A 24,753-nucleotide genomic window follows, 5' to 3' on the forward strand; every position below is an offset into this window, starting at 1 on the left:
ACCTGGAATTTACTATCTTTTCAGATGTAGATGTATTTTTTTAATGGTCTCCCGAGCTATTGGGAGTAATTCACATATCTTCATTGGTGCTTGCATCAAGTTCTCGTTATGCCCATTTCATAGGTGTTTTATTTAATTTTTCATCTATTAAGGCCAAAGAAATTCCGTAGAGCTCAAATTGTGCTATAGGCTGATATTTCTAAAGGTTATTTCTAATTCTTAAGAAATACGTTGTTGTAAAAGGATAAGAAAAATGTAAATTTTCATATACGTGCTTCCTAAAGGTACTGCTACCTTTCTTTGCGACAAGTGTTTGTGGTTATTCGGTTTTCGATCCAATTTTCATACACAGGTTTATTGTTCTGGTTAAACAAAACGAGGTCTTGGTATTCATTATTCTACGGCAACCTTTATATGATTTACTATAGAAGTACTAATTCACGAAAAAACTCATCGGTGTTTGCGTGTGCTAAATCATTAGTATTTCAAAATATTCTTCAGCGTGGATTTAAATTTCCAGATATTTAGTTCTAATAAACCCCATCATATTATTGTATCTTTAGTATAACTGGAAAAAGAATCACTGATGCCGAGCCTTTTTTTTTCCGGTGATAATCGTGCATGGAATTCTCAATGTCTTTACTTAGACTGTCTTTTCATACGGTTAGACTAAGCAGAGATACTTGTAGTATGAGCAAGGACTACTTCTGCTTATTATATGGATTATAAAAGAACTACTCCTAAAAATGAAGGAACAACTAACCGTATCATTTAACATAAACTTTTTAAAAGAGAGCGCCATAAGTTTGGCCAGAATTCATAAGGCTTCAGCCACTTCCAACAATTTGAAACCTATTAAACCCATTTTGGAAGATTCCAAACAGATACTTACAGATACCTATCGAACGCTCTCTAAAATAGTGAAATCTGAAAAAGAAATTTCCCCCGCTTCCGAATGGCTGATGGACAATTTTTACATAATTCAGGAACAGATCGTACAAATTGGTATTGATTTTCCAAAAGCGTATCAAAAAAATATTCCCATACTGGGAGTAGGTGAGCATCAGGGTTTTCCTAGAGTATACGAGATAATACTCAATATGCTTACACACACCGATAATGTTTTAGATAACGAAGTCTTGCAGGAATATATCCGAAGTTACCAAAAGGAGGAGACGCTTCTAATTGGGGAGCTTTGGGCAATACCCATTATGATTCGTTTGTTTCTCATACAAATATTGGCAAAAAAAGCATCGAGGATATTGAATCAAAAGAATATCAAAATTGAAGTTGACAAATTTGTAAAAAAAATTGAAAAGGAAGATCTGCAGGAACCCGGAGCCTTTACACATTCTATATCCGGGTGGGCTAAAGTCCATTCAAAAAATTCCGGGCTTTTACACCTTTTGGAGTTGTTCAATCAGCTCCAGTCTGCAGGCCTCCTTCAGGAAGAACAAAAACGCTGGTTCAAATATCACATAGACCAATATGAAATAACGCTGGAAGATGCCATGCGATTGGAGGCACAAAAACAGTCAAGACTTCAGGTAAATATTAAAAATGCGGTTATCTCTTTAAGGGAGATTGCAGAAACGGAATGGTCGGATTTTGTAGAAGATTGCTCGATTATAGACGGTATTCTCAAACAGGACCCTGCCGGACATTACTCATCGATGGATTTTCACACAAGAGACAGATATCGGAGGACTGTAGAGAAAATAAGCAGAAATTCAAAACTTTCAGAGGCTGAGGTATCTAACTTAGCTTTGGAGTTGGCAAAAGACGAGGCAAAGAACGTTTCTGAAGATGGCGAAGATTTGATTTTTGATAAAAATCGCGTAAAACAGCATATTGGTTATTTCCTTGTTGGGGATGGCTATAGTAAACTTATTAGGAAAACAGGATATTTAATTCCGCTCAGAGAGCGAATTCATAGTGCTTTTGAAACACATATCTCGCTATATCTGATAACGGTTTTCTTTTTTACCCTCGTATTTATTGGTGTTTTGTGGATAGCAACCGGTGCAATTAGCTATTCCCCGGCTATTATAATTGCGGTAATTCTTATTGCATTTTTTCCTGCACTTGATTTGTCCATAGCGGTAGTGAATAGGTTTTTTGCTTTTTTTCTACCTCCTCGCATCCTTCCCAAGATGAACTACAAAGAGGGAATTCCCAATGATTCAAGAACACTCATAGTCGTACCAACCATGTTGTCTTCTCCAGAAGATGCATTGCGTCAAATTGAAAATATTGAAATTCATTTTTTAGCGAATCCGGATCCAGGGCTTCAATTTGCAATACTTTCTGATTTTAGAGATGCGAGTGAAAAGCATTTGAAAGGGGATGAAGCTATCCTCAAAACAGCTGAAAATGCGATCAAAAATTTAAATGAAAGGTATTCATCCAGCTATGGTGACAAATTTTTTATGCTCCATCGTGAACGGTTGTGGAATGAATCGGAAAATGTATGGATGGGCTGGGAAAGAAAACGAGGGAAACTCGAAGAGTTGAACAACTTAATTTGTGATCAGGCTGCAGAAACATCCTATTGTTTATTTGCAGGCGACTTTTTAAATTCAGTAAGTTCAAACCCGGTACAGTTTGTCATCACGCTCGACGCAGATACGAAACTTCCACCCGGGACTGCAAAAAAACTTATCAGCACAATTGCCCATCCACTTAACAGAGCCCTATATGATGCTAATAAAGAAAGAATAACCAAAGGATATTCTATTATCCAGCCGCGCATTTCATTCTCACCGGAATCATCAAGAAAGACCTGGTTTTCAAAGATATTCTCCGGAAATGTTGGAATAGACCCATACTCAGCAGCCGTATCGGATATTTATCAGGACCTAACCGGAGAAGCCATATTTACCGGCAAGGGTATTTATGATGTCAGGGCTTTTCATTGTGTACTTTATAACAGGTTCCCGGAAAATAGAATCCTTTCACATGACCTTATTGAAAGTGCTTATTTGAGGACAGGACTTGCAACCGATATTGAATTGTTTGACGATTACCCGAGCACTTATGCCAATTTCACTAAAAGAAATCATCGATGGACAAGAGGAGATTGGCAAATTGCCTCATGGCTTTTTCCAAAAGTTCCGGGACCGGATGGTGAGAACCGGAATCCGATAAGCCTTTTATCCAAATGGAAAATATTCGACAACCTTCGCAGGTCTTTAAACTTCTTATTCTTTACTATCTTCTTTATTGCAGGATTATTTTGGTTGCCTGGTTCCGGTTGGATTTGGGTAGCAGCAGCTTTTGGAATATTGGCTTTTCCCACTTATGTTAGTCTTTCGAGTGATCTATTAAACCGGCCGGCAAGGGTTAGGTGGAAACTTCACATGGTAAAAGTAAAAGATAACCTGAAAATAAATACGGTTCAGGCTATATCTACGGTTATAATTTTACCGCATCAGGCATTTATTCAACTGGATGCAGTTTGCAGAACCTTGTACCGTTTAATCATTTCAAAAAAATGGTTACTTGAATGGACTACAGCTTCTCACATAGAGCGCATAAGTCCTAATTCATTTTTAGGCTATTTGCGAATAATGATTCTTCCGGTATTATTAGGTATTAGTATTTTCATTATCGCTATTGTTAAAGTTCCGGTTTATCTGTGGATTGTCACACCCTTTTTCCTGTTATGGTCAGGCTCACCTCTTTATGTATGGTTTATCAGCCAACCAATAAAAAAGCGTACGGTAATTGTCTCAGAAGAAGAACGATTAAAACTTCGTATGTATGCCAGACGCACCTGGTTCTATTTTGAGCGATTTGTTAATGAAGAACATTATTGGCTTCCGCCAGACAATTATCAGGAAGACCCGCCATTACCTACTGTATATAGAACATCCCCAACAAATATTGGACTGGCTCTTGTATCCAATCAAACAGCCTATAACTTGGGATATATTACCATTGGTGGGCTACTGGACCGGCAACAAAAATCATTAAATGCGATTGTTTCGCTCGAAAAGCACCATGGTCATCTTTTTAACTGGTATGAAACGCGGCTTGGTGAGGTTTTAAATCCCAGTTATATCTCCACTGTGGATTCAGGGAACCTCGCTGCAAGTTTAATTGTCGCCAAAGAAGCGATTAAAAAGGTAATGAGTACAAAAGGAATTAATAAAAATTTCGTGACCGGCCTGCAAGACACACTGTTGACCATTAGAGAAATCTTTAAACAATACAATAATAAAGATGGGTTGCTTGAACCTTCTTTTAATCAGATTCTGCATTTTACAAACTCGATGCTCAACATACTAGATGCTGAGGAAAAACAAATCAAATCTATAAATCTTGATTTATTGAGAGCTTTGAAAAAAGATGCAGTTAACCTGAGTGCTACCACCATTTTACCATTGGGCAGTACGTTGGATGACCGAATGATGGAAAATCTGCTTTTTTGGATAGAAAGCCCGCTAAAGCATATTGAAAAAGCAATTGATGAATACAAATGCATGACCCTTTCTGAAAATCTGGAAATCAATAACTATTCGGCAAACGAATTGAGCATATTATTCAATGATAAATACAAGGAACACACTTGTAATCAGCTTTTAGAGAAATGGAAAACCCAGGCTGAAGAAATCGTTTTGGTTGCTGAAAAAATGATAGATGAGATGGATTTTTCTTTTCTCTATCAAAAAAAGAGGGGCTTGTTCAGTATTGGATATAATCTGGATATAGCGCAGTATGACAAAAGTACCTATGACCTTTTGGCAAGTGAAGCACGAATTGCCTCCTATATTGCTATTTCAAAAGGAGATGTACCCGTAGAACACTGGTTCCGCTTGAGCAGAAGGTTAACCAGTATTAATCGGGAAGAAATTTTGCTTTCCTGGGGTGGTACCATGTTTGAATATTTAATGCCCTTACTATTTCTTAAATCGTATCCCGATACCCTGATGAGTAACACTTATCAGAATGTGATTAACTGGCAAAAGAAGTATGGTGCCAACCGGGGTCTTCCCTGGGGTTTATCTGAAAGTGCGTATTATTTTCTCAATATCGAATTGCACTATCAATATCGGACATTCGGCGTGCCGGGGCTTGGCTTAAAACGCGGTTTAGCTGACGAATATGTGGTGGCACCTTATGCTTCTATGCTCGCACTTATGGTGGAACCAAAAATCTCAATTGATAATCTTGCAGAGATTGAAAAGAGCGGGGGCATGGGCCTTTTCGGATTTTACGACGCCATTGATTACACCGCTTCACACTTTAATGCTGAGGTACCATTTAAGTTAGTGAAAACCTATATGGTGCACCATCATGGCATGAGTTTGATTGCACTTGAGAATTTTCTAAATGGCTGGACAATCAGTAGCAATTTCCATGCTGATCTCCGTATAAAAAGCTGTGAATTGTTACTTCAAGAAAGAATACCAAGAGGGGCACCTATCAAAGAACCGCACCCGATTGATGCTGAACTCGAACCGGGAGAAAAATCTTCTACTCAACATATTGCAGAACATTCCGGAATGAATGAACTCGATGCGAGTCCCCCAAGGCTGCATACGCTTTCGAATGGGAATTTCTATGCAATGATAACGCATGCAGGCACCGGTTATTCCAGTTCAAATGGAATTGTGTTAAACGCCTGGAAGCCCGACCCTACTATTGACCCACTTGGCTTATTCATTTATATTAAAGATACGGAAAGTAGCAAGTTTTGGTCTGCTATGCATCAGCCGGTAAAGCATAAACCCGACAGATATGATACCTGGTTTCACAACGGTAAAGTGGTGTGCTCCCGAGTGGATGATTGGATTGAAACTACCACTGAAATTTGCGTTTCGCCCGATGATCAAATCGAACTCAGAAAACTCACCTTTACCAACTATTCTAACCGCAAACGCACCCTGGAGGTTACCAGCTACGCTGAAGTGGTGTTGAACAAATTAGTTGATCACAACGCCCACCCCGCATTTTCCAAGCTTTTTATAGAAACTGAATTTCTGGAAGTGCATCATTCCATTCTCGCAAACCGTAGGCCTCGCAGCAAAGAAGAAAACCCTATATGGCTGATTCATACTTTTGCCGATAATTACCAGGACAGTCTAATAGAACCGCTTCATTTTGAAACAGAAAGGTCAAATTTTATAGGAAAAGGCAGGTCTCTTAGTAATCCCGAAGCTATGGATGATGGGAATGTGCTAAAAGGATTTCAGGGGAATGTATCAGATCCTATTGTTAGCTTCAGAAAAAAGATCACACTCAATCCGGGAGAAAAAGTCAATCTTACTTTTGGCCTTGGCTTTGCCGATTCGAGAGAAACCGCCATACAAATTGCAGATATGTATGACAACCAACTTGCTGTTAACAGGGCTTTTGACCTTGCTACCATTTATGGTACCGTAGAGTTAAACCACCTCGCGATAAAAACCAGTCAGGCTCACTACTTCCAAAAACTTGCTTCTTATATTTTCTATGCAAATCCAACCTACAGAACAGATGAGTATCGTCTTCTAATCAATCATAAGAAACAGCAAGACCTCTGGGCATATGGAATTTCAGGAGATTTCCCATTAGTAATTTACCGGATTAACGAAACCAATCAACTCAAACAAGTGAAGATTTTGCTCAAAGCACACTCTTTTTGGCGCAAGAGGGGCATTGAATCTGAATTACTCATTATTAATGAACACGCTCCCGGTTATATTGACGAAGTACAGGAGGCGATTCAGGTAGCGATTGAGTCCTCACTGGAGCGAGATGTCACGAACAAAAGAGGTGGAGTTTTTATTTATAGGGCTGACAAAATTCAACAGGAAGATTTAACGCTCTTATTGAGCGTGGCATACGCTGCTTTCGATAAACAACTTCCCGATCTGTCAAAAAATAATCGAAATATTGAAACAACTTCCTGGTATAGTGGCGGGCAGGAAGCGGTTTATTTGCCATTAAAAGAACACGAGATTGATATCGATGAAATTTTTAATCAAAAAAAGCACGATCTTCAATTCTTTAATGGATATGGTGGATTCTCTGCAGACGGCAATGAATATCATATTTTGATAAAAAGAGATTCAGAAACCGGATTCCCTATTTTTCCACCCTTACCATGGATAAATGTAATTGCTAACGCCCAATTTGGTTTTACGGTTTCAGAGCGAGGTGCCGGATATACATGGAGTGAAAACAGCCGGGAAAACAAACTCACCTCATGGTCGAATGACCCCGTTACAGATACACACTCTGAGGCTTTTTACATTCGGGACGAATTAAAAATGACGTATTGGTCGCCGTGCCCCGGGCCAGTTATTGGTTCAGGTTTCTACCAGATTATTCATGGCTTTGGGTTTACGAGCTTCGAACATAATTCTAATGATCTGGAACAAAAACTAATACAGTTTGTACCGGAAAATAAATCTGTAAAAATTTCAAAACTTATTTTGAACAACACGGGAAGTGAATCCCAAAACCTTTCTGTATTCAGGTATTTAGAAAGAGTGTTGGGAGTGGATAGAACATCCTCATCGAGATATGTTATTCAGGAAAGTTCGGCAGACAGAAAGACCTTGTATGCCAAAAACAATTACAATAATGAGTTTGCCGGACGAACCGTTTTTTCCTCTGTCGCTAATCCTCTGGAAAATGCGCTCTTTCGATGCACTACAGACCGACAGGGGTTTATCGGACGAAATCGCTCTTTGAACAAACCCCTTGCACTCGCTTCTGAAAAGTTTCTTGACAACAGTGTGATTGCAGGTGGCGATCCATGTTCAGCAATCCAGACTATTTTTGAGCTGAAACCGGGCGAAAGTGTAACGCTCATCTTTTTGGAAGGAGAATGCAAAAACCAGGAAGAAGCAGATTTAATCATTCAACAGTATTCAGATATCACACAGGTTGATGCAGAGCTTGATAATGTCCGGGCATTTTGGAAAAATATGCTGACAAAAATAAGGATAGCTACTCCGGATAAATCGCTGGATATTATGGTAAACGGATGGTTGATGTATCAAAATTTATCAAGCCGAATGTGGGCGCGTACCGCCTTTTATCAAGCAGGTGGAGCATTTGGATTTCGGGACCAATTGCAGGACGTTACAGCTGTATTATACCTGGACTCCAAAATTTGCCGAAATCAGATTTTACTACATGCTAAAAAACAGTTTGTGGAAGGAGATGTGCTGCATTGGTGGCATCCACCTACAGGTAGAGGTATCCGCTCTAAAATTACCGATGACCGCCTTTGGCTTCCTTATGTGCTCGAATTTTATTTGAAATCTACCGGAGACGAATCAATCCTGCATGAGAAAGCGACTTATATTTCCTCAAGGGCACTCGACCCATTTAAACTTGAAGCATATCTGCATCCAACCGTTCTTCAACAAGAAGGTACACTTTACGAACATTGCTGTAAAGCAATTGATATTTCACTAAAATTCGGTATTCATGGTTTACCCCTTATTGGCGGAGGAGACTGGAACGATGGAATGAATCGTGTAGGCGAAAACGGAAAAGGGGAAAGTGTATGGCTAGGTTTTTTCATTTATTATGTTCTTACCAGGTTTGAAAAAATTTGCCGGAAAATGAATGACACATCCCGGGCAAATAAATACCTAAAGGTGGCAAAAGAGCTTAAACAAAGATTGAATAATGAAGGATGGGATGGAAAGTGGTATCTGAGAGCTTTTTATGATGATGGAACCCCCCTGGGGTCCTCAAAAAATGATGAATGCAGAATAGATGCCATCTCGCAGGCCTGGTCAATTTTTTCAGGAGTCGCTTCTAAGGAAAGGAGTGAACAGGTATTGAGTGCTGTCGAAGAACATCTCGTTTCTGAAAAAGATAAGTTCATTCGTTTACTTACCCCTCCTTTTGACAAAACAGACAAAGATCCGGGCTACATCAAGGGTTATATCCCGGGTGTAAGAGAAAATGGAGGACAGTATACGCATGCTGCCCTCTGGACTGTAAAAGCTTTTGCAGAAACGGGTATGGGCGAAAAGGCCGTTCACTATCTGAATATGATAAATCCTATAAACCACTCCCTTGATCTTGCTTCTGCCAATAAATACAAAGTGGAGCCCTTTGTGGTTGCCGCAGATGTTTACGGAGAAAGTCTCCTCACCGGACAAGGCGGCTGGACTTGGTACACAGGTTCTGCCGGATGGATGTATAGAGTAGCATTAGAGTCTGTACTAGGTTTTCAATTGAATGGGGACTCCATTTTACTGAATCCTGCGATCTCAGAAAACTGGAAGAGCTACAGTATAGAATTGCGTTTAGATGATGAAGAAACAACCTATCACATTGAGATTGATAATCCAAATGGGTTGCAGTCTGGCTTGCTTGAAGGCACAATTGATGATGAAAAAGTACATTTTGAAAATTCACCTGCAATCGTATCCCTTAAAAAAGACAAACAGAAACATATAATTAAATTGAAAATCATAAGTAAATCATGAAACGCATCGAAAGATACAGCGAGCTGTTTTTAGCAATTTATTAGAAATGGCATATAACGTTTCCTGTTCTTTCTTTGCCATTTTATAAATGCTGCATGCAGGACGCGAGGTCATGAGACCTCACGCAGCGGTAAACATGCAACGACGGAAGACTTTCCAAAGCGGGTAAGTCTTGTAACATTTGCCTAACCGGCTGCTATCATCCGGGAAAATATTGGTTAGCATTCCCGTTAAAAATCTAAAAAACAAATTAAATTTCGTTCTTATTAAATGCGCTCCTTTCTTCTGGTTACATATCCGGATGAAAACTTTTGGGGCCTGGTATTTTAACGGAATTCTTTAACTATCTTTGATATCCTTATGAAGGTTATCTCCCAAATAAAACTTCCGGTAGAGAAAGAGATGGAACTTTTTGAAAAAAAGTTCTTCGAGTCCATGTCTTCAAAAGTGGCCTTATTAAACCGTATCACCCATTACGTAGTAAACAGGAAAGGCAAGCAAATGCGGCCCATGTTTGTATTTCTGGTATCCAAAATGGTTTCCAATGGAAATGTGAATGAGCGTACCTATCGTGGAGCAGCGGTTATAGAATTGATTCACACTGCCACACTGGTTCATGATGATGTGGTAGATGATTCCAACAGGCGTCGAGGATTTTTCAGTATAAATGCCTTGTGGAAGAACAAAATAGCCGTTTTGGTAGGCGATTACCTGCTTTCCAAAGGTTTGTTGCTTTCCATAGATAATGACGATTTTGATCTCCTGAAGATCATTTCTATAGCAGTGCGGGAGATGAGTGAAGGGGAGTTGCTTCAAATTGAAAAAGCGAGGAGACTGGATATTACCGAAGAAGTCTACTATGAGATCATTCGCCAGAAAACAGCTACGCTTATCGCGGCCTGTTGCAGCCTTGGAGCAGCCTCGGTCAATCCGGAATCTGATGATGTTGAAAAAATGAGAAGGTTTGGAGAATTGATAGGGATGGCTTTCCAAATAAAAGATGACCTTTTTGATTACGGCGATGAACAAATAGGGAAACCCACGGGAATAGATATCAAGGAGCAGAAAATGACACTTCCGCTTATAAATGCTTTGAATAACTCAACTCCAAAGGAGAAAAAGTGGTTGATCAATTCGGTTAAAAATCATAATAAAGATAAAAAACGTGTTAAGGAAGTAATAGCCTTTGTGAAAGCACAGGGAGGCCTCACGTATGCTGAAAATAAAATGAAGGAATATCAAAAGGAAGCACTGGAAATTTTACAGGTCTATCCTCAATCTGAATATAAAGATTCTCTCGAGCTTATGGTAAATTACGTGATCGAGCGTAAAAAGTAGTTTACTTATCTCAATGATAGACCTACCTCAAGATGGTGGAATTAAAGGTGTATTACAGGTTGAATCAATCTCATTTCCAAACTTCAATTTGCCGTTTTTAATCATTTAAAAACACCGAATTAAAAGAGCTGAAAACTTCAGGCAAATAATCAAAGGCTATTCCTGAATGTTCCTTTTTTCCGCCTTTAAAACTATGGAGCAAATAAGAAGAATTTAGATCATCAAGTTTTTCGGTAATTGGTTTAGAGCCATCCAGCCTTATATAATCCGCTTTATTCCGATCGCAACAGTGGTGATGGCCGGTTTTATAAGGCAGCAGATTATCATTTTTGCCGTGGAAGAAAACTCCCGGCACAGCATTTTCTTAGTGATATAATTAGCACTAACGATTGTACTCGCCGGGGAGAAAATAAACCTTCCCATTTTATATGAATTAGTATTTTTTGATGAATTTTTCAATACTAAAGTTTTTCCAGTTTAATCCCTGAAAGAACCGATTTCCCGGAATTTTCCTCAAATTCCACAGTAATCCCGTTCTCCGCTTTAATTTTATAGAAAACTTCAACTGCCCGAATCCTGCCATAATCTCTTGCCAGGTTGAAATCTTTGGAAACAATTTTCCCATTTATCTTAATGTCAAAACTTCGAAGGTTGATTGTCTTTTCATTTTTAGAAGAATCGAGATTATAAATATTTTCTTCGGAAGCATTAAAGTCCGGCTCAGCGAAAAGAAGGCTGATTTTGTAATCACCTTTTTCAACATCAAAATTATACGCTTTAATACCTTCTCTCATAGTTTGAAAAAGCGGATCATCCTCAGTGCCTTGAATATCAGAAGCGGTTCCCTGAAATTTATCTTCAGACTTCTGAAAAACTTTCCCACCAACATGTCCAAAACCTCCTATTTTGTATTCCTGGTCGCTTATCCAGATTTCTTTGGTAACAGGATCCGTATAATTTACGTGGGTACCCACATTTATCAAAAGATTTTTTTTGCCGATTTCATAAAGTAAATTAGATCTATAACGCACCTTTATCTTCCTGCTGTGGGAAACCTTTTCTGTTTCAGCTATTAATAAATGCTTTCCTTCGGGCAGTTGCAACTCGAAACGGGCAAGACCGTTTTTGACTTCAGCATAAAATTCCAGACTATCATTTACGTTTAACGTGACTTTTTTTGCATTGGAAAATACATTGATTTTAACTTTATCGTTTTCATCCTGAAGAAATTTTTCATCATAATTCGCTCCTTCGATGTAAATGAATGGTTCTTTTAGTAGCCTTGCCTGGTAATAATAGTAAATATCTTTTTTGCTTCGATCAAAATTTACAAGTCCTTTTTGATTGATATAAGGCATCGCATCCTGACGAAAAGAGGAACCAAAATCGGCAAAGTTCCAGGCTGCCATTCCCACTATAAAATCTCTTTCAAGTACCTGATTTAGATAGCTTTCATGTAATTTAAGTTGATAAGCTTCACTGTAATCCCAGGGTTTTGGATCATCGGTCTGGATCCTAATATCTGCTCCCGGGCCATATTCTGAAATAATTAAAGGTCGGTCCGGATAGTGTTTATGTTGATCGTCAAGAAATTTTCCAAAATTCTCCAATCCCTGGGAATACCAGCCAAAATAAAGATTCCAACCAATTACATCGGGAATATCGGCAATTCCGGAAGTGTTGTATAGTTCATTTTCGTGCAATGCCATTACACTTAATCTATCGGGATCCAATTTTTTTGTTTCATTTTCCAGCTTTTTCGCAAGCGCTACCGATGTTTTTATCTTGGCCTCTTTTTCAGCTTCAGTGATTTTATTGTTAAAAACCAAACGAATATAGATCTCATTCATATATCCCCAAAAAACTATTGAAGGATGATTAAAAAACTGTAAAATTTGTTCCCGTTGCATTTTCAGGGAGATTTCGTGATAGGCAGCAGTGTCGGTCACATCATTTATAATGGGCACTTCGCTCCAAACCAGCAAGCCCAATTCATCACAAATTTTATAAACCTCCGGATCCTGTGGATAATGGGCTGTGCGAATAAAATTCGCACCCATTTCTTTGATGGTTTTATAATCTGTTTGATGGATTACATTAGGTAAAGCATTTCCAAGACCTTTAAAATCCTGGTGGCGGTTGGCGCCTATTAATTTAAGAGGTTTTCCATTGAGGAAAAAGCCTTCTTCGGCATCAATTTCAAACCAACGCAGTCCAAATTTGGTGAATAGATCATCTAAAATTTTCTCAGAATTTACTTCGGAAATCCGGGCTTCAATCCGATATATATTTGGAGTATCCGGGGACCATAACCCGGGAGTTTTGATTTCGTGAGTAAAAATTACAGAATTTGTTTCTCCGGCTTTCATCTGAACCTTTTTAGAAAGCTTTTTGATATGCTGTGTTTCGGGATCGAAAATGTCGATACTTACTTCTATGCTTTTTTTATCAACCGAATTATTTACCACTTTTGTTTCAATCCTGATGTCAGCTTTATCCTCCGAAACTTGGGGCGTTTTTACCAGGATATTTCCGGCGGCTTCGTTTGCGAGTTCAAAATGAACTTGCTCTGTCACGATAAGTTCGAGGTCACGGTAAATTCCTCCATAAAAATTAAAGTCGGCATCCAGAGGTGGAATATCAGTATTATGAGCATTATCAACTTCAATCCTAATTTGGTTTTCTTCACCAATGTTTAGGGCTTCAGAAATATCGAAAACAAAGCCTATATAACCACCGCGATGTTCTCCAATTTTTTCATTATTAACAAAAATACCTGTGATCTGGTTGCTGCCTTCAAATTTCAGGAAGACACGTTTATTCTTATAATATACAGGTGCAAATAAGGTTTTTTCATAGGTGCCTTTTCCGCGGAAATATTCCTTTCCATCACGAAAAGCATCTTCGGCATTCCAGGTATGTGGAATATTCACGATCTCTTTTTTGTCATTTTTCTCCAGAGAAAATTCCCAGGCGGAATTGAGACTTTGGATGTTTCTTTGAGCGGCGAGGTTAAAGCTCAAAATAAAACTTATAGCGAAAAGATATATGGTGGTATTCATATTTAGATATTTATTGTTTTAGCTGAAAAATGTAAGGTCGACATCTTCAATTCCCTTGTAGGAATTTTTCTTAGGTTTACTTCCAAACTTCAATTTGCCGTTTTTCGCCATTTAAAAACACCGAATTAAAGAAGTTGAAAACTTCAGGCAAATAATCAAAGGGCATCCCTGAATGTTCGTGTTTTCCGCCTTCAAAACTGTAAAGTAGGTAAGATGAGTCTAATTGCCTTAATCGTTCCACAATGCTGTGGGAACCGTCCAGGATAATATACCCTGGTTTGTCCCGGTCGCACCAGTGATGTGGTCCGGTTCCGTAAGGCACCAGGTTATCTTCTGTGCCGTGGAAGAAAACTCCCGGCACAGCATTTTCCTCAGTTATATACCGCGCATCAACGATTGCACCCGCCAGGGAGAAAACTCCTGCGAATTTAAAATTTTCGTAGTTTGAAAGATCTTCAAACATAAGGCGTTCGTTATAAACTGCATTTAAAACCGCTTCGGCACCGGCGCTGCTGCCGCCTACTATTACTTTGTCTGGATTTATGCGATATTCCTCTTTATTTTGAATCATAAAATTTACAGCATCCATGAAATCTTCGGCTGCCAGTTTAAAGGTTTTTATTTTTCCCAAGGCACTATAATCGCAACCAAAAGACTGACCTTTTCTGGTTAAGCGATAGGAGATTTGTACGGCGACATAACCTTTTTTCGCAGCAGTTTCTGCAAATTTCACTTCCGCTTCATTCGTTCTTGTGCCTCCTGAAAAACCTCCTCCGTGCATAAAAATAATTACCGGGCGGGAGGACAAAGTATCATTTTCTGGCTGGTAAATATCCAGTTTTAAATTTTCGCCATCTTTGGTAATATAGGTTTTAGTAATTGTTTTTTCTACATCAAAAACAGCATCAATAAACCGTTCCTGGGCCTGAAACGGAAGGGTCCAACTAAAAAATAAAAGAAGAATAATTTGTTTCATTGGAATATAGTATTGTTTTAGCGGAAATATGTAACATCTATATAATTAGTTCCCTGTATGAGGGAATTTTTCTTATAGATCTTTCATTTATTTAGGAAGATTAAGATACTTTTTTTTCACCGGACTGGAAACTTTCCTCTTATCATTATTCCTGTAAATTAGATTATTTGACCCTCAAATGTTGTTGTATTCTTCATTTTATTTTTTTTAGATAAAAATAATTCATCCTTCAGGCAACCTTTTGTAAATTTCATGCGTCTATATAAATAGAAGGCTTTAATATAAACCTGTGAAAGTAATTCACCTTTTTAAGAACGAAACCAAGCTTATTGCCGGTGCCGCAAAAAATAACCGCGATGCACAGCAGGAGTTGTACAAAAAATATTCAGGGAAAATGCTGAGCGTTTGCAGGATGTACGTTAAAGATTTGCATCACGCCGAAGAAGTTATGCTGAACGGATTTTTTAAGGTTTTTAAGCATATTTCCAACTTTAATAATGATGGAAGTTTTGAAGGTTGGATACGAAAAATAATGATTAGGGAAGCTATTTCCTTCCTGCGTAGTAAAAAGGATATTGAATTTCCTGAAGAGATCAAAGAGACGGAGTCTCATAGCTTCAATAATATTCACTCTGAAATAGAAGTAGAACATATTCAGCAATTGATCGATGCCTTGCCGGAAGGCTACAAAGTGGTTTTTGTGATGTATGCTATTGAAGGTTATAAACATCAGGAAATTTCAAAAATGCTGAATATTACAGAAGGAACCTCAAAATCTCAGTTGTTTAAGGCGAGGAAAATGTTACAGGAAAAATTAAAAACTCAAAGCACATCAGATTATGGGACAGTTAAAATTTGAAAAGAAATTCAGGGAAAAACTGAATGAGCGGGAGATAGAACCAAAATCCAAAAGTTGGGAAGAACTCAGTGTGCGGTTGGATTCTGAAGAAAAGAGAAGAAATCCTATTTTCTGGTGGGTTGGAATTGCAGCATCAATAGTTGGAGGGATTTTTATTTTAAGTCTGGCGTTTATAAATGATCCGGTTGCAGAATCAAATAATTTAGTAGATAAACCTTCAGAAGAAATTTTAAAAGATCCTTACAATAAACCAACGGAAGAAACCCTGATCGCTTCTGAAGAAACAGAAAAAGCAGCGATTTCAGAAAAAGCAGCAAAGAATTCGGAAGGAAAAAATACGGCGGTGCAAAATTCAGGTTTTACTACAAACAAAGTATCCGGAACATCATTGGCTTCAGCAGAAAAAAAGAAAAATGTAATAAAAGAGGACCTTGTTTTCGCATCTAAGGAAGCGCCCGAAGTGGATACAGGAAGTTCGGTCCTGGAAGAGGGTGTTGCTGAACTTTCTTATGAAGAAAACAAATCCGGGGAAGTTACAAATGCTGAAGTAGATGCCTTGTTGGCTGAAGCCAGTTCTCAATTAAACAAGAGTCGTACACAAAAGGCCTTTTCAGAAAAAATAACTGCCAATGACTTGCTTTGGGATGTGGAAATGGAGCTGGAGGCATCTTTCCGGGAAAAGGTTTTTGAGGTGGTTAAGGATGGCTTTATAAAAGCACGAACCGCTGTGGCAAACCGTAATAACTAAAAACAATTTCATCACTAAATAAATTCATTCATCAATCAAATTCTTTTCTTCTGCCTTTCCGTATTGGGAAGGCGGGAAAAAGATCTAAAACCAATCATCATGAAAACTTGTACCATTTATTTTAGCATACTTCTTATGGGCTTAATGCTTCAGATTGCCAACGCTCAAAACGATTCAATTTCTCTTGCTCAAAAGGACTCTGTGAACACAGATAAGGAATTCTTTCAAAATCAGCGTGAAAAAATAATTACTAAAGAAAAAGAATCGTTAAAACGCACTCTGGAAGGTATTAATTATAGACTGGAAAAAGAAATGATCACTCCAGAACAGGCAAAGCAAATGAAAGAAGATGCCGCAAAAAAACATGCCTTAAATATTGAAAACAGAATTGCAATCCTTGAAAATGAAATGGCACTTGAGGATCGCAATAAAGATCATATAAATAGTTTGTCATTGTTTGATGAAGGAAAAGTAGTTCATATAAACATGAGTAAGGATAAGAAAGTTCCTTATGACAGAAGGACCTCCAGTGATCTTGTGCTTGCTTTTGGTTTAAATAATGCAATATCTAATGAGAATCCTATCGATGATTCAGATTTTAAAATAGGGGGCAGTCGTTTTTTTGAGATTGGATGGGCCTGGAAGACGCGGGTTTTTGATAATTCTAATTTCCTCCGGTTAAAATATGGAGTCTCCTTTCAGTTTAATGGGCTAAAACCTACAAACAATCGTTATTTTGTTGAAAAGGATGAGCTTACAGTCCTGGAGGAATTTCCAATAGACCTGGACAAATCCAAGTTTAGAATGGATAACCTGGTATTTCCTGTGCATTTTGAATTTGGTCCCTCAAAGAAAACAGAAACCGAAAAATATTTCAGGTATTCCACCAATGGAATGTTTAAAATTGGATTGGGTGGATACGCCGGATTTAATATTGGGGAACGGCAAAAACTTAAGTATAAAGAAGGTGGTGATAAAGTAAAGGAAAAATTTAAAGGTGATTATAATACCAATGATTTTATTTATGGTTTGAGTGGGTATTTAAGTCTGGGTGGAACCGCCCTTTATGTAAAGTACGATTTAAACCCCATCTTCAAAGACCCGAATGCGGAGCTCAATAATATTTCGGTAGGTTTGCGGTTTGATGTGGATTAATTATGGAGTTCCATGAACGTTGATTCCAAGAATTTTAAAATCTATAGCTATGTTAAACTTTTGTAAATCAATATCTTGAGGTGTGTGTTTTGAGAAAACGGCTTGGGTTTTGATATAATTTAAATAACATTCTGCTAAGATGTTGAAAGAGGATGGTTTTCATTTATTTGAAAATTGTTCTCTTTTTTTATTGATTCATGCGTACATTTGATGAATCTTATATTCCTTATTTCCACTAAAATTTGATTTCAAAAAACACAATAGACCAAGTATTTGAAACCGCCAGGGTCGAGGAGGTTTTGGGCGATTTTGTTCAACTAAAAAAATCGGGGAGCAATTTTAAGGGATTAAGTCCTTTTACAGATGAGCGAAGTCCCAGTTTTATGGTGTCCCCCGTGAAACAGATTTGGAAAGACTTCTCCAGCGGAAAAGGCGGGAATGTTGTGGCATTTTTAATGGAGCACGAACATTTCACCTATCCTGAGGCCATTAAATACCTGGCAAAAAAATATAATATTGAAATTGAAGAAACCGAACAATCTGATGAGCAAAAACAACAGGCAGATGAACGGGAAAGTATGTACCTGGTTTCAGAATTCGCAAATCAATATTTTCAAAATATCCTTTTAAAATCTGAACAGGGGAAAGCTATCGGACTTAGTTATTTTAAAGAACGCGGGTTTACCGACGAAACCATCAAGAAATTCCAGCTGGGATATTGCCTGGATGAATGGGATGCGTTTACTTCAGAAGCGATTCGGAAAGGTTATAAGCTTGAGTATCTTGAAAAAACAGGCCTTAGCATCGTAAAAGGTGAAAAGCAATTTGACCGGTTTAAGGGAAGAGTGATGTTCCCTATACATTCCATGTCCGGAAGGGTTTTAGGTTTTGGCGGAAGGATTCTTACCAATGATAAAAAAGCCGCTAAATACCTGAATTCCCCGGAAAGTGAGCTCTACCATAAAAGCAAGGTTTTATACGGAATTTATTACGCCAAACAGGCTATTGCCAAAGAGGATAATTGTTATTTGGTAGAAGGTTATACCGATGTGATCCAGCTACATCAAAACGGAATTGAAAACGTTGTGTCCTCATCTGGGACTTCGCTTACTTCAGAACAAATACGGTTAATCAATAGGTTAACTACAAATATCACTGTGCTTTATGATGGGGATGCTGCGGGAATCCGGGCTTCCATACGTGGAATAGATCTTATCCTGGAGCAGGGAATGAATGTAAAAGTGTGTGTTTTTCCGGATGGAGAAGATCCTGACAGTTTTGCACGAAAGAATTCCCAGGCTGATTTACAGAATTATTTAAATGAAAATGCCAAGGATTTTATAGAATTCAAGGCTTCATTATTATATGAAGATGCAAAGAACGATCCGGTAAAAAGGGCAAATCTTATCCAGGATATGGTTTCCAGTATTTCAAAGATCCCAAACCAGATCCAGCAGGAAGTTTATATACAGGAATGTTCCAGGATTATGGATATTTCTGAAAGTGTACTTTTTTCCACTTTATCGCAAATTCTTGCAAAGGCAGGTAAACCGGTTTCTAAACAATCCCAGACTACAAAGCCACTTGAAGTGGTTCGCGATACCGAAACCACCAAAGTGAAGGTGGATGAATTGTTTGAACTTGAACGCAAGATCATTAGTTTACTCCTGCTCTACGGGACAGTAGAAGAGGAATTTGAAGATATGGTGTGGAAAGAAAACAAGAATGGAGACCTGGTTCTGGAACCCGAGATCCAGAAAGCCAAAGTTTTTGAAAAGATATATCTGGACCTTCAGGAGGATGAAATAGCCTTTGCCAATGACGATTTTAGAAAACTCTATCTTTTGTTGGTTGCAAAATTAAATGAGAAAGGAAATTTAGAGCTTGATGTGATTATGAATGAAATTGAGCCCGAATTATCTTCACTGGTTACCACTATTTTAATGGAAGAGGAGCAGTATGTGCTTCACGATTGGGAGCGTATGGAAATTATGGTTAAAACCAAAGATAAGTCTGTCGCCAGGTTGGTAAATGAAACGATTCTGGCATTACGGAGATTCCTTATTACACAAAAGATAGACGAACTTTCGAAAAAAATCAACGATTCTGAGGAGGAAGATCCACGAAAAAGACTTGAAGATATCATGGATTATCAGTCCCTGAAACGAATTTTATCGAATAGATTGAACAGGGTTATGTAGTTCTAAGCTGCAGCAATCTTGTTTGATGGATTAGATCGGCAATATTATCCACTTTAAGTTTTTTCAACAAACGTGTTTTATAGGTGCTTACTGTTTTTTCGTTTATGTCCAGGGCTTCCGCAATATCTTTGTTGCGTTTCCCATTGGAGATCAAATTAAGAACTTCCGCTTCCCGGGTAGAAAGCTTTTTGAATTTTGAAATAAGGCTATTGTTATTTGAGATACCGGAATTGATTCTTTCTGTAATATTTCGGTTCAAATAAATACCTCCACGTGCGACCTGTGTAATGGCCATTTGTAAATTTTCTATGGATACCGTTTTGGAGATATAACCGGAAGCTCCAGCTTTTATGGCGCTTAGCGCGTACATTTCTTCGGGGTGGCAACTAAATACAAGCATTTTTGTCCCTGGAAAAAGGTTTTTGATGTTTCTTAAGGCTGTAATTCCGTTGATTTGTGGTAAGTCAATTTCCATTACCAGCACATCCGGAATTTGATTTTTAAGGAACTTAAAAAGTTCATTTCCACTGGTAACATGACCAACTACCTCTAATTGCTCATTTTTGCTGAGCAAAGAAGTAATTCCCTCCCACGTGATTGGATGATGATCTGCGATTAAAACTGTGCTCATAGAGAAAGCTATTTTCACTAAAATTCACGGCAGTAGGGTGGATGTATTTTAGTTGGTTAGTAATTTGTTAAACTAAAATAATCCATTATTTTATGAATTAACCTCGTAATGAATTTTATTCGATAAAAGGTTTAATTTCTCAGATGAACGGGTATTTCGCAAACAGGAATGGGTTTCATTTTATGCTGATTGATGGAATTTAATCTGGTATAAATTTTATAGACTTCAAACTCACGGCCTTCAAAATCGGAAAGTTTTTTGCCTTTTTCCTCCATTTTCATCGCCCATTCAAGTTCGGCATAGCTTGCACCTATTTGATCTTCATCGGTTAGGCTGTCTTCAAACAAACCATCGGTAGGTTCTGCCTCCAGAATTTCCTTATTGATATTTAGGAAATGGGCTAGCTCAAACACCTCACTTTTTAATAGGTCTGCAATCGGACTCAGGTCCACCCCGCCATCTCCGTATTTGGTGAAAAATCCTACACCAAAATCTTCTATTTTATTTCCGGTTCCCGCAACAAGATAGCTGTGTAAACCTGCAAAATAATATAATGTAGTCATTCTTAGACGTGCGCGGGTATTGGCAAGGGTCAGGTTTAAAAATTCACTTTCCTGAACAAGGGGAACTGCTTTTTTAAATTCTTCGAACACAGGAGTAAGATTTACTTCCAGGCTGCTTACATTTGCAAAATGATTTTCTAAAAAAGTGATGTGTTTTTTGGCCCTGTCAACCTGGTTTATATGTTGGTGAATGGGAAGTTCCAAACATAAGGTACGCAAACCGGTACGGGCACACAAAGCTGAAACAAGGGCAGAGTCGACACCGCCGCTTACTCCAAGCACAAAACCTTTAATGTTCGCGGATGTGGCATAGTCTTTTAGCCAATTTACGATGTGATCGACCACTTTTTCCGTTTGCATAATTTTGGGTGTTTAAGTTTGTAAATAATATCTTTGCACACAAAAATAGCATGAATCCCCAATTAATAAAAACCGGTAGTCCTAAAGGCCCGACAAAAATTATATATGATTAAAAAAATTCTGTTGCTTACGGGAATTCTTGCTATGTGGTCTTGCCAGGATCAATCCGGAATAAGTGAGGAAATTGAAAAAATCTCTGTTGATTTTAAAGTAGAGCGTTTTGATGAAAAATTTTCAAACATTACTCCGGAAGAACTTCCGCAGCTTAAAGCAGAGTATCCTTTTCTTTTTCCTGAGAGATTTCCTGACAGCGTTTGGATTGAAAAGATAAACGATACTATTCAGCAGGAAATAAACACGGAAGTTTCAGGAATTTATTCTGATTTTTCTGAGGAGGAAGAACAGCTTCATTCACTTTTTCAGCATATAAAATACTATTACCCTTCCTTTGAAGCTCCTACGGTGTTGACTATTACCTCTGAAGTGGATTATAAAAACAAGGTTCTTTTAACTCCGGAATATCTTTTTATCGCTTTGGATACCTATCTTGGTAAGGACCATAAATTTTACCTTGGAATCCAGGAATATTTAAAGAAGAATTTTGAAAGAAATCAGATAATTCAGGATGTAGCGACCGAATTTGCCAAAGAAGAGGTGCCCCAGCCCGAAGCAAAAACCTTCCTTGCAAATATGATCTATTATGGAAAGATCCTATATTTAAAAGACCGTTGGCTCCCGGAAACTCCCAATCATCAGAAAATTGGATACACCGGGGAAGAATTGGAATGGGCAAAAAAAAACGAAGCACAAATATGGCGGTATTTTGTAGAGCGCCAAATAATTTTTGATTCCGACACCCAATTATATTCCAGATTTCTATACCCTGCGCCTTTTTCCAAATTTTACCTGGAACTCGATAACGAAGCTCCGGCAATGTTGGGACAGTTTATTGGCTGGGAAATAGTGCGGGCATATATGGATGAATACGAGGTGAGTCTTCAGGAAATGCTGGCTACAGATGCTGAAACAATTTTTAATAAAGCAAAATATAAACCAAAGAAATAATGGCAGAATTTAAAAAATCTGAGATCAATATAGAAGTCATACTGGATGAAAACAGGGTGCCCGAAGAACTATACTGGAGCGCTGAAGATGGCGATATTTATAAGGAAGAAGCAAAAGCTATGATGCTTTCCGTATGGGATGCAAAACAGCAGGAAACCTTGCGCATAGATTTGTGGACCAAGGACATGCCTGTGGATGAGATGAAAAAATTTTTCCATCAAACATTGGTTGCGATGAGTGAGACTTTTAACCGTGCAACCCAGGATGAAAAAATGACTGCAACCATGAAAGATTTCTGCGATTATTTCGCAGAGAAAATGGAACTGAAGAAGGAGTAGGTATATATAGAGATCTTTTCGGATTAACCCTGGTCACTAATATGCGAATGAATAAGGACGCCAGACTATCAAAATAATCCACTTTTCAAACCTTTCCTGCATTTTAAACATTCTAAAATTGCCGTTGGCAGGTCTTAAAAAAAAGATCCGGCTATCTTTCGATAACCGGATCTTGTATTAAAAATAACGTGTATTTTATCCGTTCATAGAGATCAGGAACTCTTCGTTGTTCTTGGTTTGTTTAAACCTTTCATTGATAAATTCCATCGCTTCTACAGGATTCATATCGGCAAGGTATTTTCTCATCACCCACATTCGCTGTAAGGTGTTTTCATCAAGCAAGAGATCGTCACGACGTGTGCTGGAAGAAGTAAGGTCAATTGCAGGGAAAATCCTTCTATTGGCAATTTTTCTATCCAATTGAAGTTCCATGTTCCCTGTTCCTTTAAATTCTTCAAAGATCACTTCATCCATTTTAGAACCTGTATCGGTTAAGGCAGTAGCAATAATTGATAAGGATCCTCCATTTTCAATATTTCTGGCAGCTCCAAAGAAACGTTTTGGTTTGTGCAGGGCGTTAGCATCTACACCACCACTAAGTACTTTACCACTGGCAGGTTGTACGGTGTTGTAAGCTCTGGCAAGACGTGTTATGGAATCCAGTAAGATTACGACGTCATGTCCGCATTCCACCATTCTTTTGGCTTTTTCCAGTACGATATTAGCCACTCTTACGTGTTCGTGTGCTTCGCGGTCAAAAGTGGAAGCAACAACTTCTCCTTTTACATTTCGCTGCATATCCGTAACCTCTTCAGGACGTTCATCGATCAATAGAATGATTTGGTATACCTCTGGATGGTTTGCTGCAATTGCGTTTGCAATATCTTTAAGCAACATTGTTTTCCCTGTTTTAGGCTGGGAAACGATCATCCCACGTTGTCCTTTTCCAATTGGAGAGAACAAGTCCATAATCCTTGTGGAAATTGTGCTTTGTCTTTCGGCAAGCTTGAATTTTTCCTTGGGAAAAAGCGGAGTTAAATGTTCAAAGGAAATCCTGTCCCGAACTACCTGAGGATCTAATCCATTTATTTTGATAACCTTGATAAGGGGAAAGTATTTTTCTCCCTCTTTAGGTGGACGAATTTGGCCTAAAACAGTATCACCTGTTTTTAAACCAAACAGCCTTATTTGCGATTGGGAAACATATATATCATCTGGAGAAGACAGGTAATTATAATCTGAAGATCTTAAAAACCCGTAGTTATCCTGCATGATATCCAAAACTCCTTCACTTTCTATAAGGGCATCAAATTCATAATCCGGTTCGCGATACCTATTTCGGTTATCACGGTTTCCGTTGTTTTTACTGGTGCTATCACCTTTATTGCTGCTTCTTGGCTCTTTCCTGTTATCACGAGGATTTTTTTGGTTGTCCCGTGAAGAATTTCCCGAATCTCTGATAGAGTTTCCATTATCTCTGGAAGAATTCCCGCTGTCCCTGGGTTCAACCTCTTTTTTTGAGGCAGGTTCTTTGGAGTCTTCTTTTCTTGAAGGCTGAGGTTTTCTAGTAGTTCCCTTTGAACGATCTGAAGATCTTTCGTGAGGTTTTTTATCTGTGCTTTTCACAGGCTGATTCTTTTTTGGATCACTCTCTGGAGTGCTTTTATTTTCCGATTTCGGCTGATTCTGACGTGGATTAGGCTTCCTTTTTGGACTGCTTTCCGATCCAACTTTAGACTTCCCGGCGGTATCCTCAGTTTCCTTAGGAGCAGAAGGAGCTTTTTCATCGCTTAAAACCTCTTTAACTTTTGCAGGGTTCGCTGCCTGATAGTCTAAAATTTGATAAACCAAATCCAGTTTTTTCTGAGTCCGGTATTTGGGAACGTTTAAAGACTTAGCTATATCTTGAAGCTCAGGCAGCTTCTTAGCTTTTAATTCTGAAATTTCAAACATGTATTATTAAGAATAAGATTGTGATGGTTTTATTGTAAACTTCTCGAGGAAGATTCGAAAA

At 38.3% G+C, this 24,753-nt stretch carries 14 protein-coding genes; 8 read left to right on the forward strand and 6 right to left on the reverse strand.

All coding sequences use genetic code 11. The features are described from left to right. Nucleotides 1-746: 746 nt before the first annotated feature. Both GILLI_RS14300 and GILLI_RS14305 read left to right on the forward strand, forming a co-directional pair. Nucleotides 747-9,443, forward strand: a complete 8,697-nt coding sequence (locus tag GILLI_RS14300; protein ID WP_006989830.1) for a GH36-type glycosyl hydrolase domain-containing protein — start codon at nt 747-749, stop codon at nt 9,441-9,443. Nucleotides 9,444-9,803: 360 nt separating this feature from the next. After that, nucleotides 9,804-10,781, forward strand: a complete 978-nt coding sequence (locus GILLI_RS14305) for a polyprenyl synthetase family protein (protein WP_006989831.1) — start codon at nt 9,804-9,806, stop codon at nt 10,779-10,781. 97 nt (nt 10,782-10,878) lie between these two features. On the opposite strand, the gene GILLI_RS14310 is transcribed toward GILLI_RS14305, so the two are convergent. From GILLI_RS14310 to GILLI_RS14320, 3 genes are all read right to left on the reverse strand, one after another. Beyond that, nucleotides 10,879-11,136, reverse strand: a complete 258-nt coding sequence (locus GILLI_RS14310; RefSeq protein WP_040506675.1) for a hypothetical protein — start codon at nt 11,134-11,136, stop codon at nt 10,879-10,881. 106 nt (nt 11,137-11,242) lie between these two features. Next, on the reverse strand, nt 11,243-13,843 hold the full coding sequence (locus tag GILLI_RS14315) for a glycoside hydrolase family 2 (protein WP_006989832.1): 2,601 nt from the start codon (nt 13,841-13,843) through the stop codon (nt 11,243-11,245). A 76-nt stretch (nt 13,844-13,919) separates the two neighbouring features. Then, nucleotides 13,920-14,819: an alpha/beta hydrolase gene (locus tag GILLI_RS14320; protein ID WP_006989833.1), complete on the reverse strand. Its 900-nt coding sequence runs from the start codon at nt 14,817-14,819 to the stop codon at nt 13,920-13,922. A 289-nt stretch (nt 14,820-15,108) separates the two neighbouring features. Here GILLI_RS14320 and GILLI_RS14325 point away from each other — a divergent pair, with 289 nt between their 5' ends. From GILLI_RS14325 to dnaG, 4 genes are all read left to right on the forward strand, one after another. Next, nucleotides 15,109-15,678, forward strand: coding sequence for an RNA polymerase sigma factor (locus GILLI_RS14325; RefSeq protein WP_006989834.1), 570 nt, complete (start codon nt 15,109-15,111; stop codon nt 15,676-15,678). Beyond that, nucleotides 15,659-16,426, forward strand: a complete 768-nt coding sequence (locus tag GILLI_RS14330) for a hypothetical protein (RefSeq protein WP_006989835.1) — start codon at nt 15,659-15,661, stop codon at nt 16,424-16,426. Before GILLI_RS14325 ends, GILLI_RS14330 begins: the two co-directional genes overlap by 20 nt. A gap of 99 nt (nt 16,427-16,525) precedes the next feature. After that, nucleotides 16,526-17,581 carry a hypothetical protein gene (locus GILLI_RS14335; protein WP_006989836.1) on the forward strand — a complete coding sequence of 352 codons (1,056 nt, stop codon included), beginning with the start codon at nt 16,526-16,528 and terminating at the stop codon, nt 17,579-17,581. Nucleotides 17,582-17,823: 242 nt separating this feature from the next. Next, entirely contained in the window at nt 17,824-19,782 is a 1,959-nt protein-coding gene (dnaG, locus tag GILLI_RS14340; RefSeq protein ID WP_006989837.1) for a DNA primase, read from the forward strand. On the opposite strand, the gene GILLI_RS14345 is transcribed toward dnaG, so the two are convergent. Then, a complete protein-coding gene (locus GILLI_RS14345; protein WP_006989838.1) occupies nt 19,775-20,413 on the reverse strand; it encodes a response regulator in 639 nt (212 codons plus the stop codon). The two genes, dnaG and GILLI_RS14345, sit on opposite strands and share 8 nt — an antisense overlap. Nucleotides 20,414-20,544: 131 nt before the next feature. After that, nucleotides 20,545-21,336: an NAD(+) synthase gene (gene nadE, locus GILLI_RS14350; protein ID WP_006989839.1), complete on the reverse strand. Its 792-nt coding sequence runs from the start codon at nt 21,334-21,336 to the stop codon at nt 20,545-20,547. Nucleotides 21,337-21,441: 105 nt separating this feature from the next. Here nadE and gldB point away from each other — a divergent pair, with 105 nt between their 5' ends. Both gldB and gldC read left to right on the forward strand, forming a co-directional pair. Next, nucleotides 21,442-22,401, forward strand: a complete 960-nt coding sequence (gldB, locus tag GILLI_RS14355) for a gliding motility lipoprotein GldB (protein ID WP_006989840.1) — start codon at nt 21,442-21,444, stop codon at nt 22,399-22,401. After that, a complete protein-coding gene (gldC, locus tag GILLI_RS14360) occupies nt 22,401-22,739 on the forward strand; it encodes a gliding motility protein GldC (protein WP_006989841.1) in 339 nt (112 codons plus the stop codon). Before gldB ends, gldC begins: the two co-directional genes overlap by 1 nt. A gap of 195 nt (nt 22,740-22,934) precedes the next feature. On the opposite strand, the gene rho is transcribed toward gldC, so the two are convergent. Further along, nucleotides 22,935-24,692, reverse strand: coding sequence for a transcription termination factor Rho (gene rho / locus GILLI_RS14365; protein ID WP_006989842.1), 1,758 nt, complete (start codon nt 24,690-24,692; stop codon nt 22,935-22,937). Nucleotides 24,693-24,753 lie beyond the last annotated feature (61 nt).

The sequence above is a fragment of the Gillisia limnaea DSM 15749 genome, from assembly GCF_000243235.1.
GTDB lineage: Bacteria > Bacteroidota > Bacteroidia > Flavobacteriales > Flavobacteriaceae > Gillisia > Gillisia limnaea.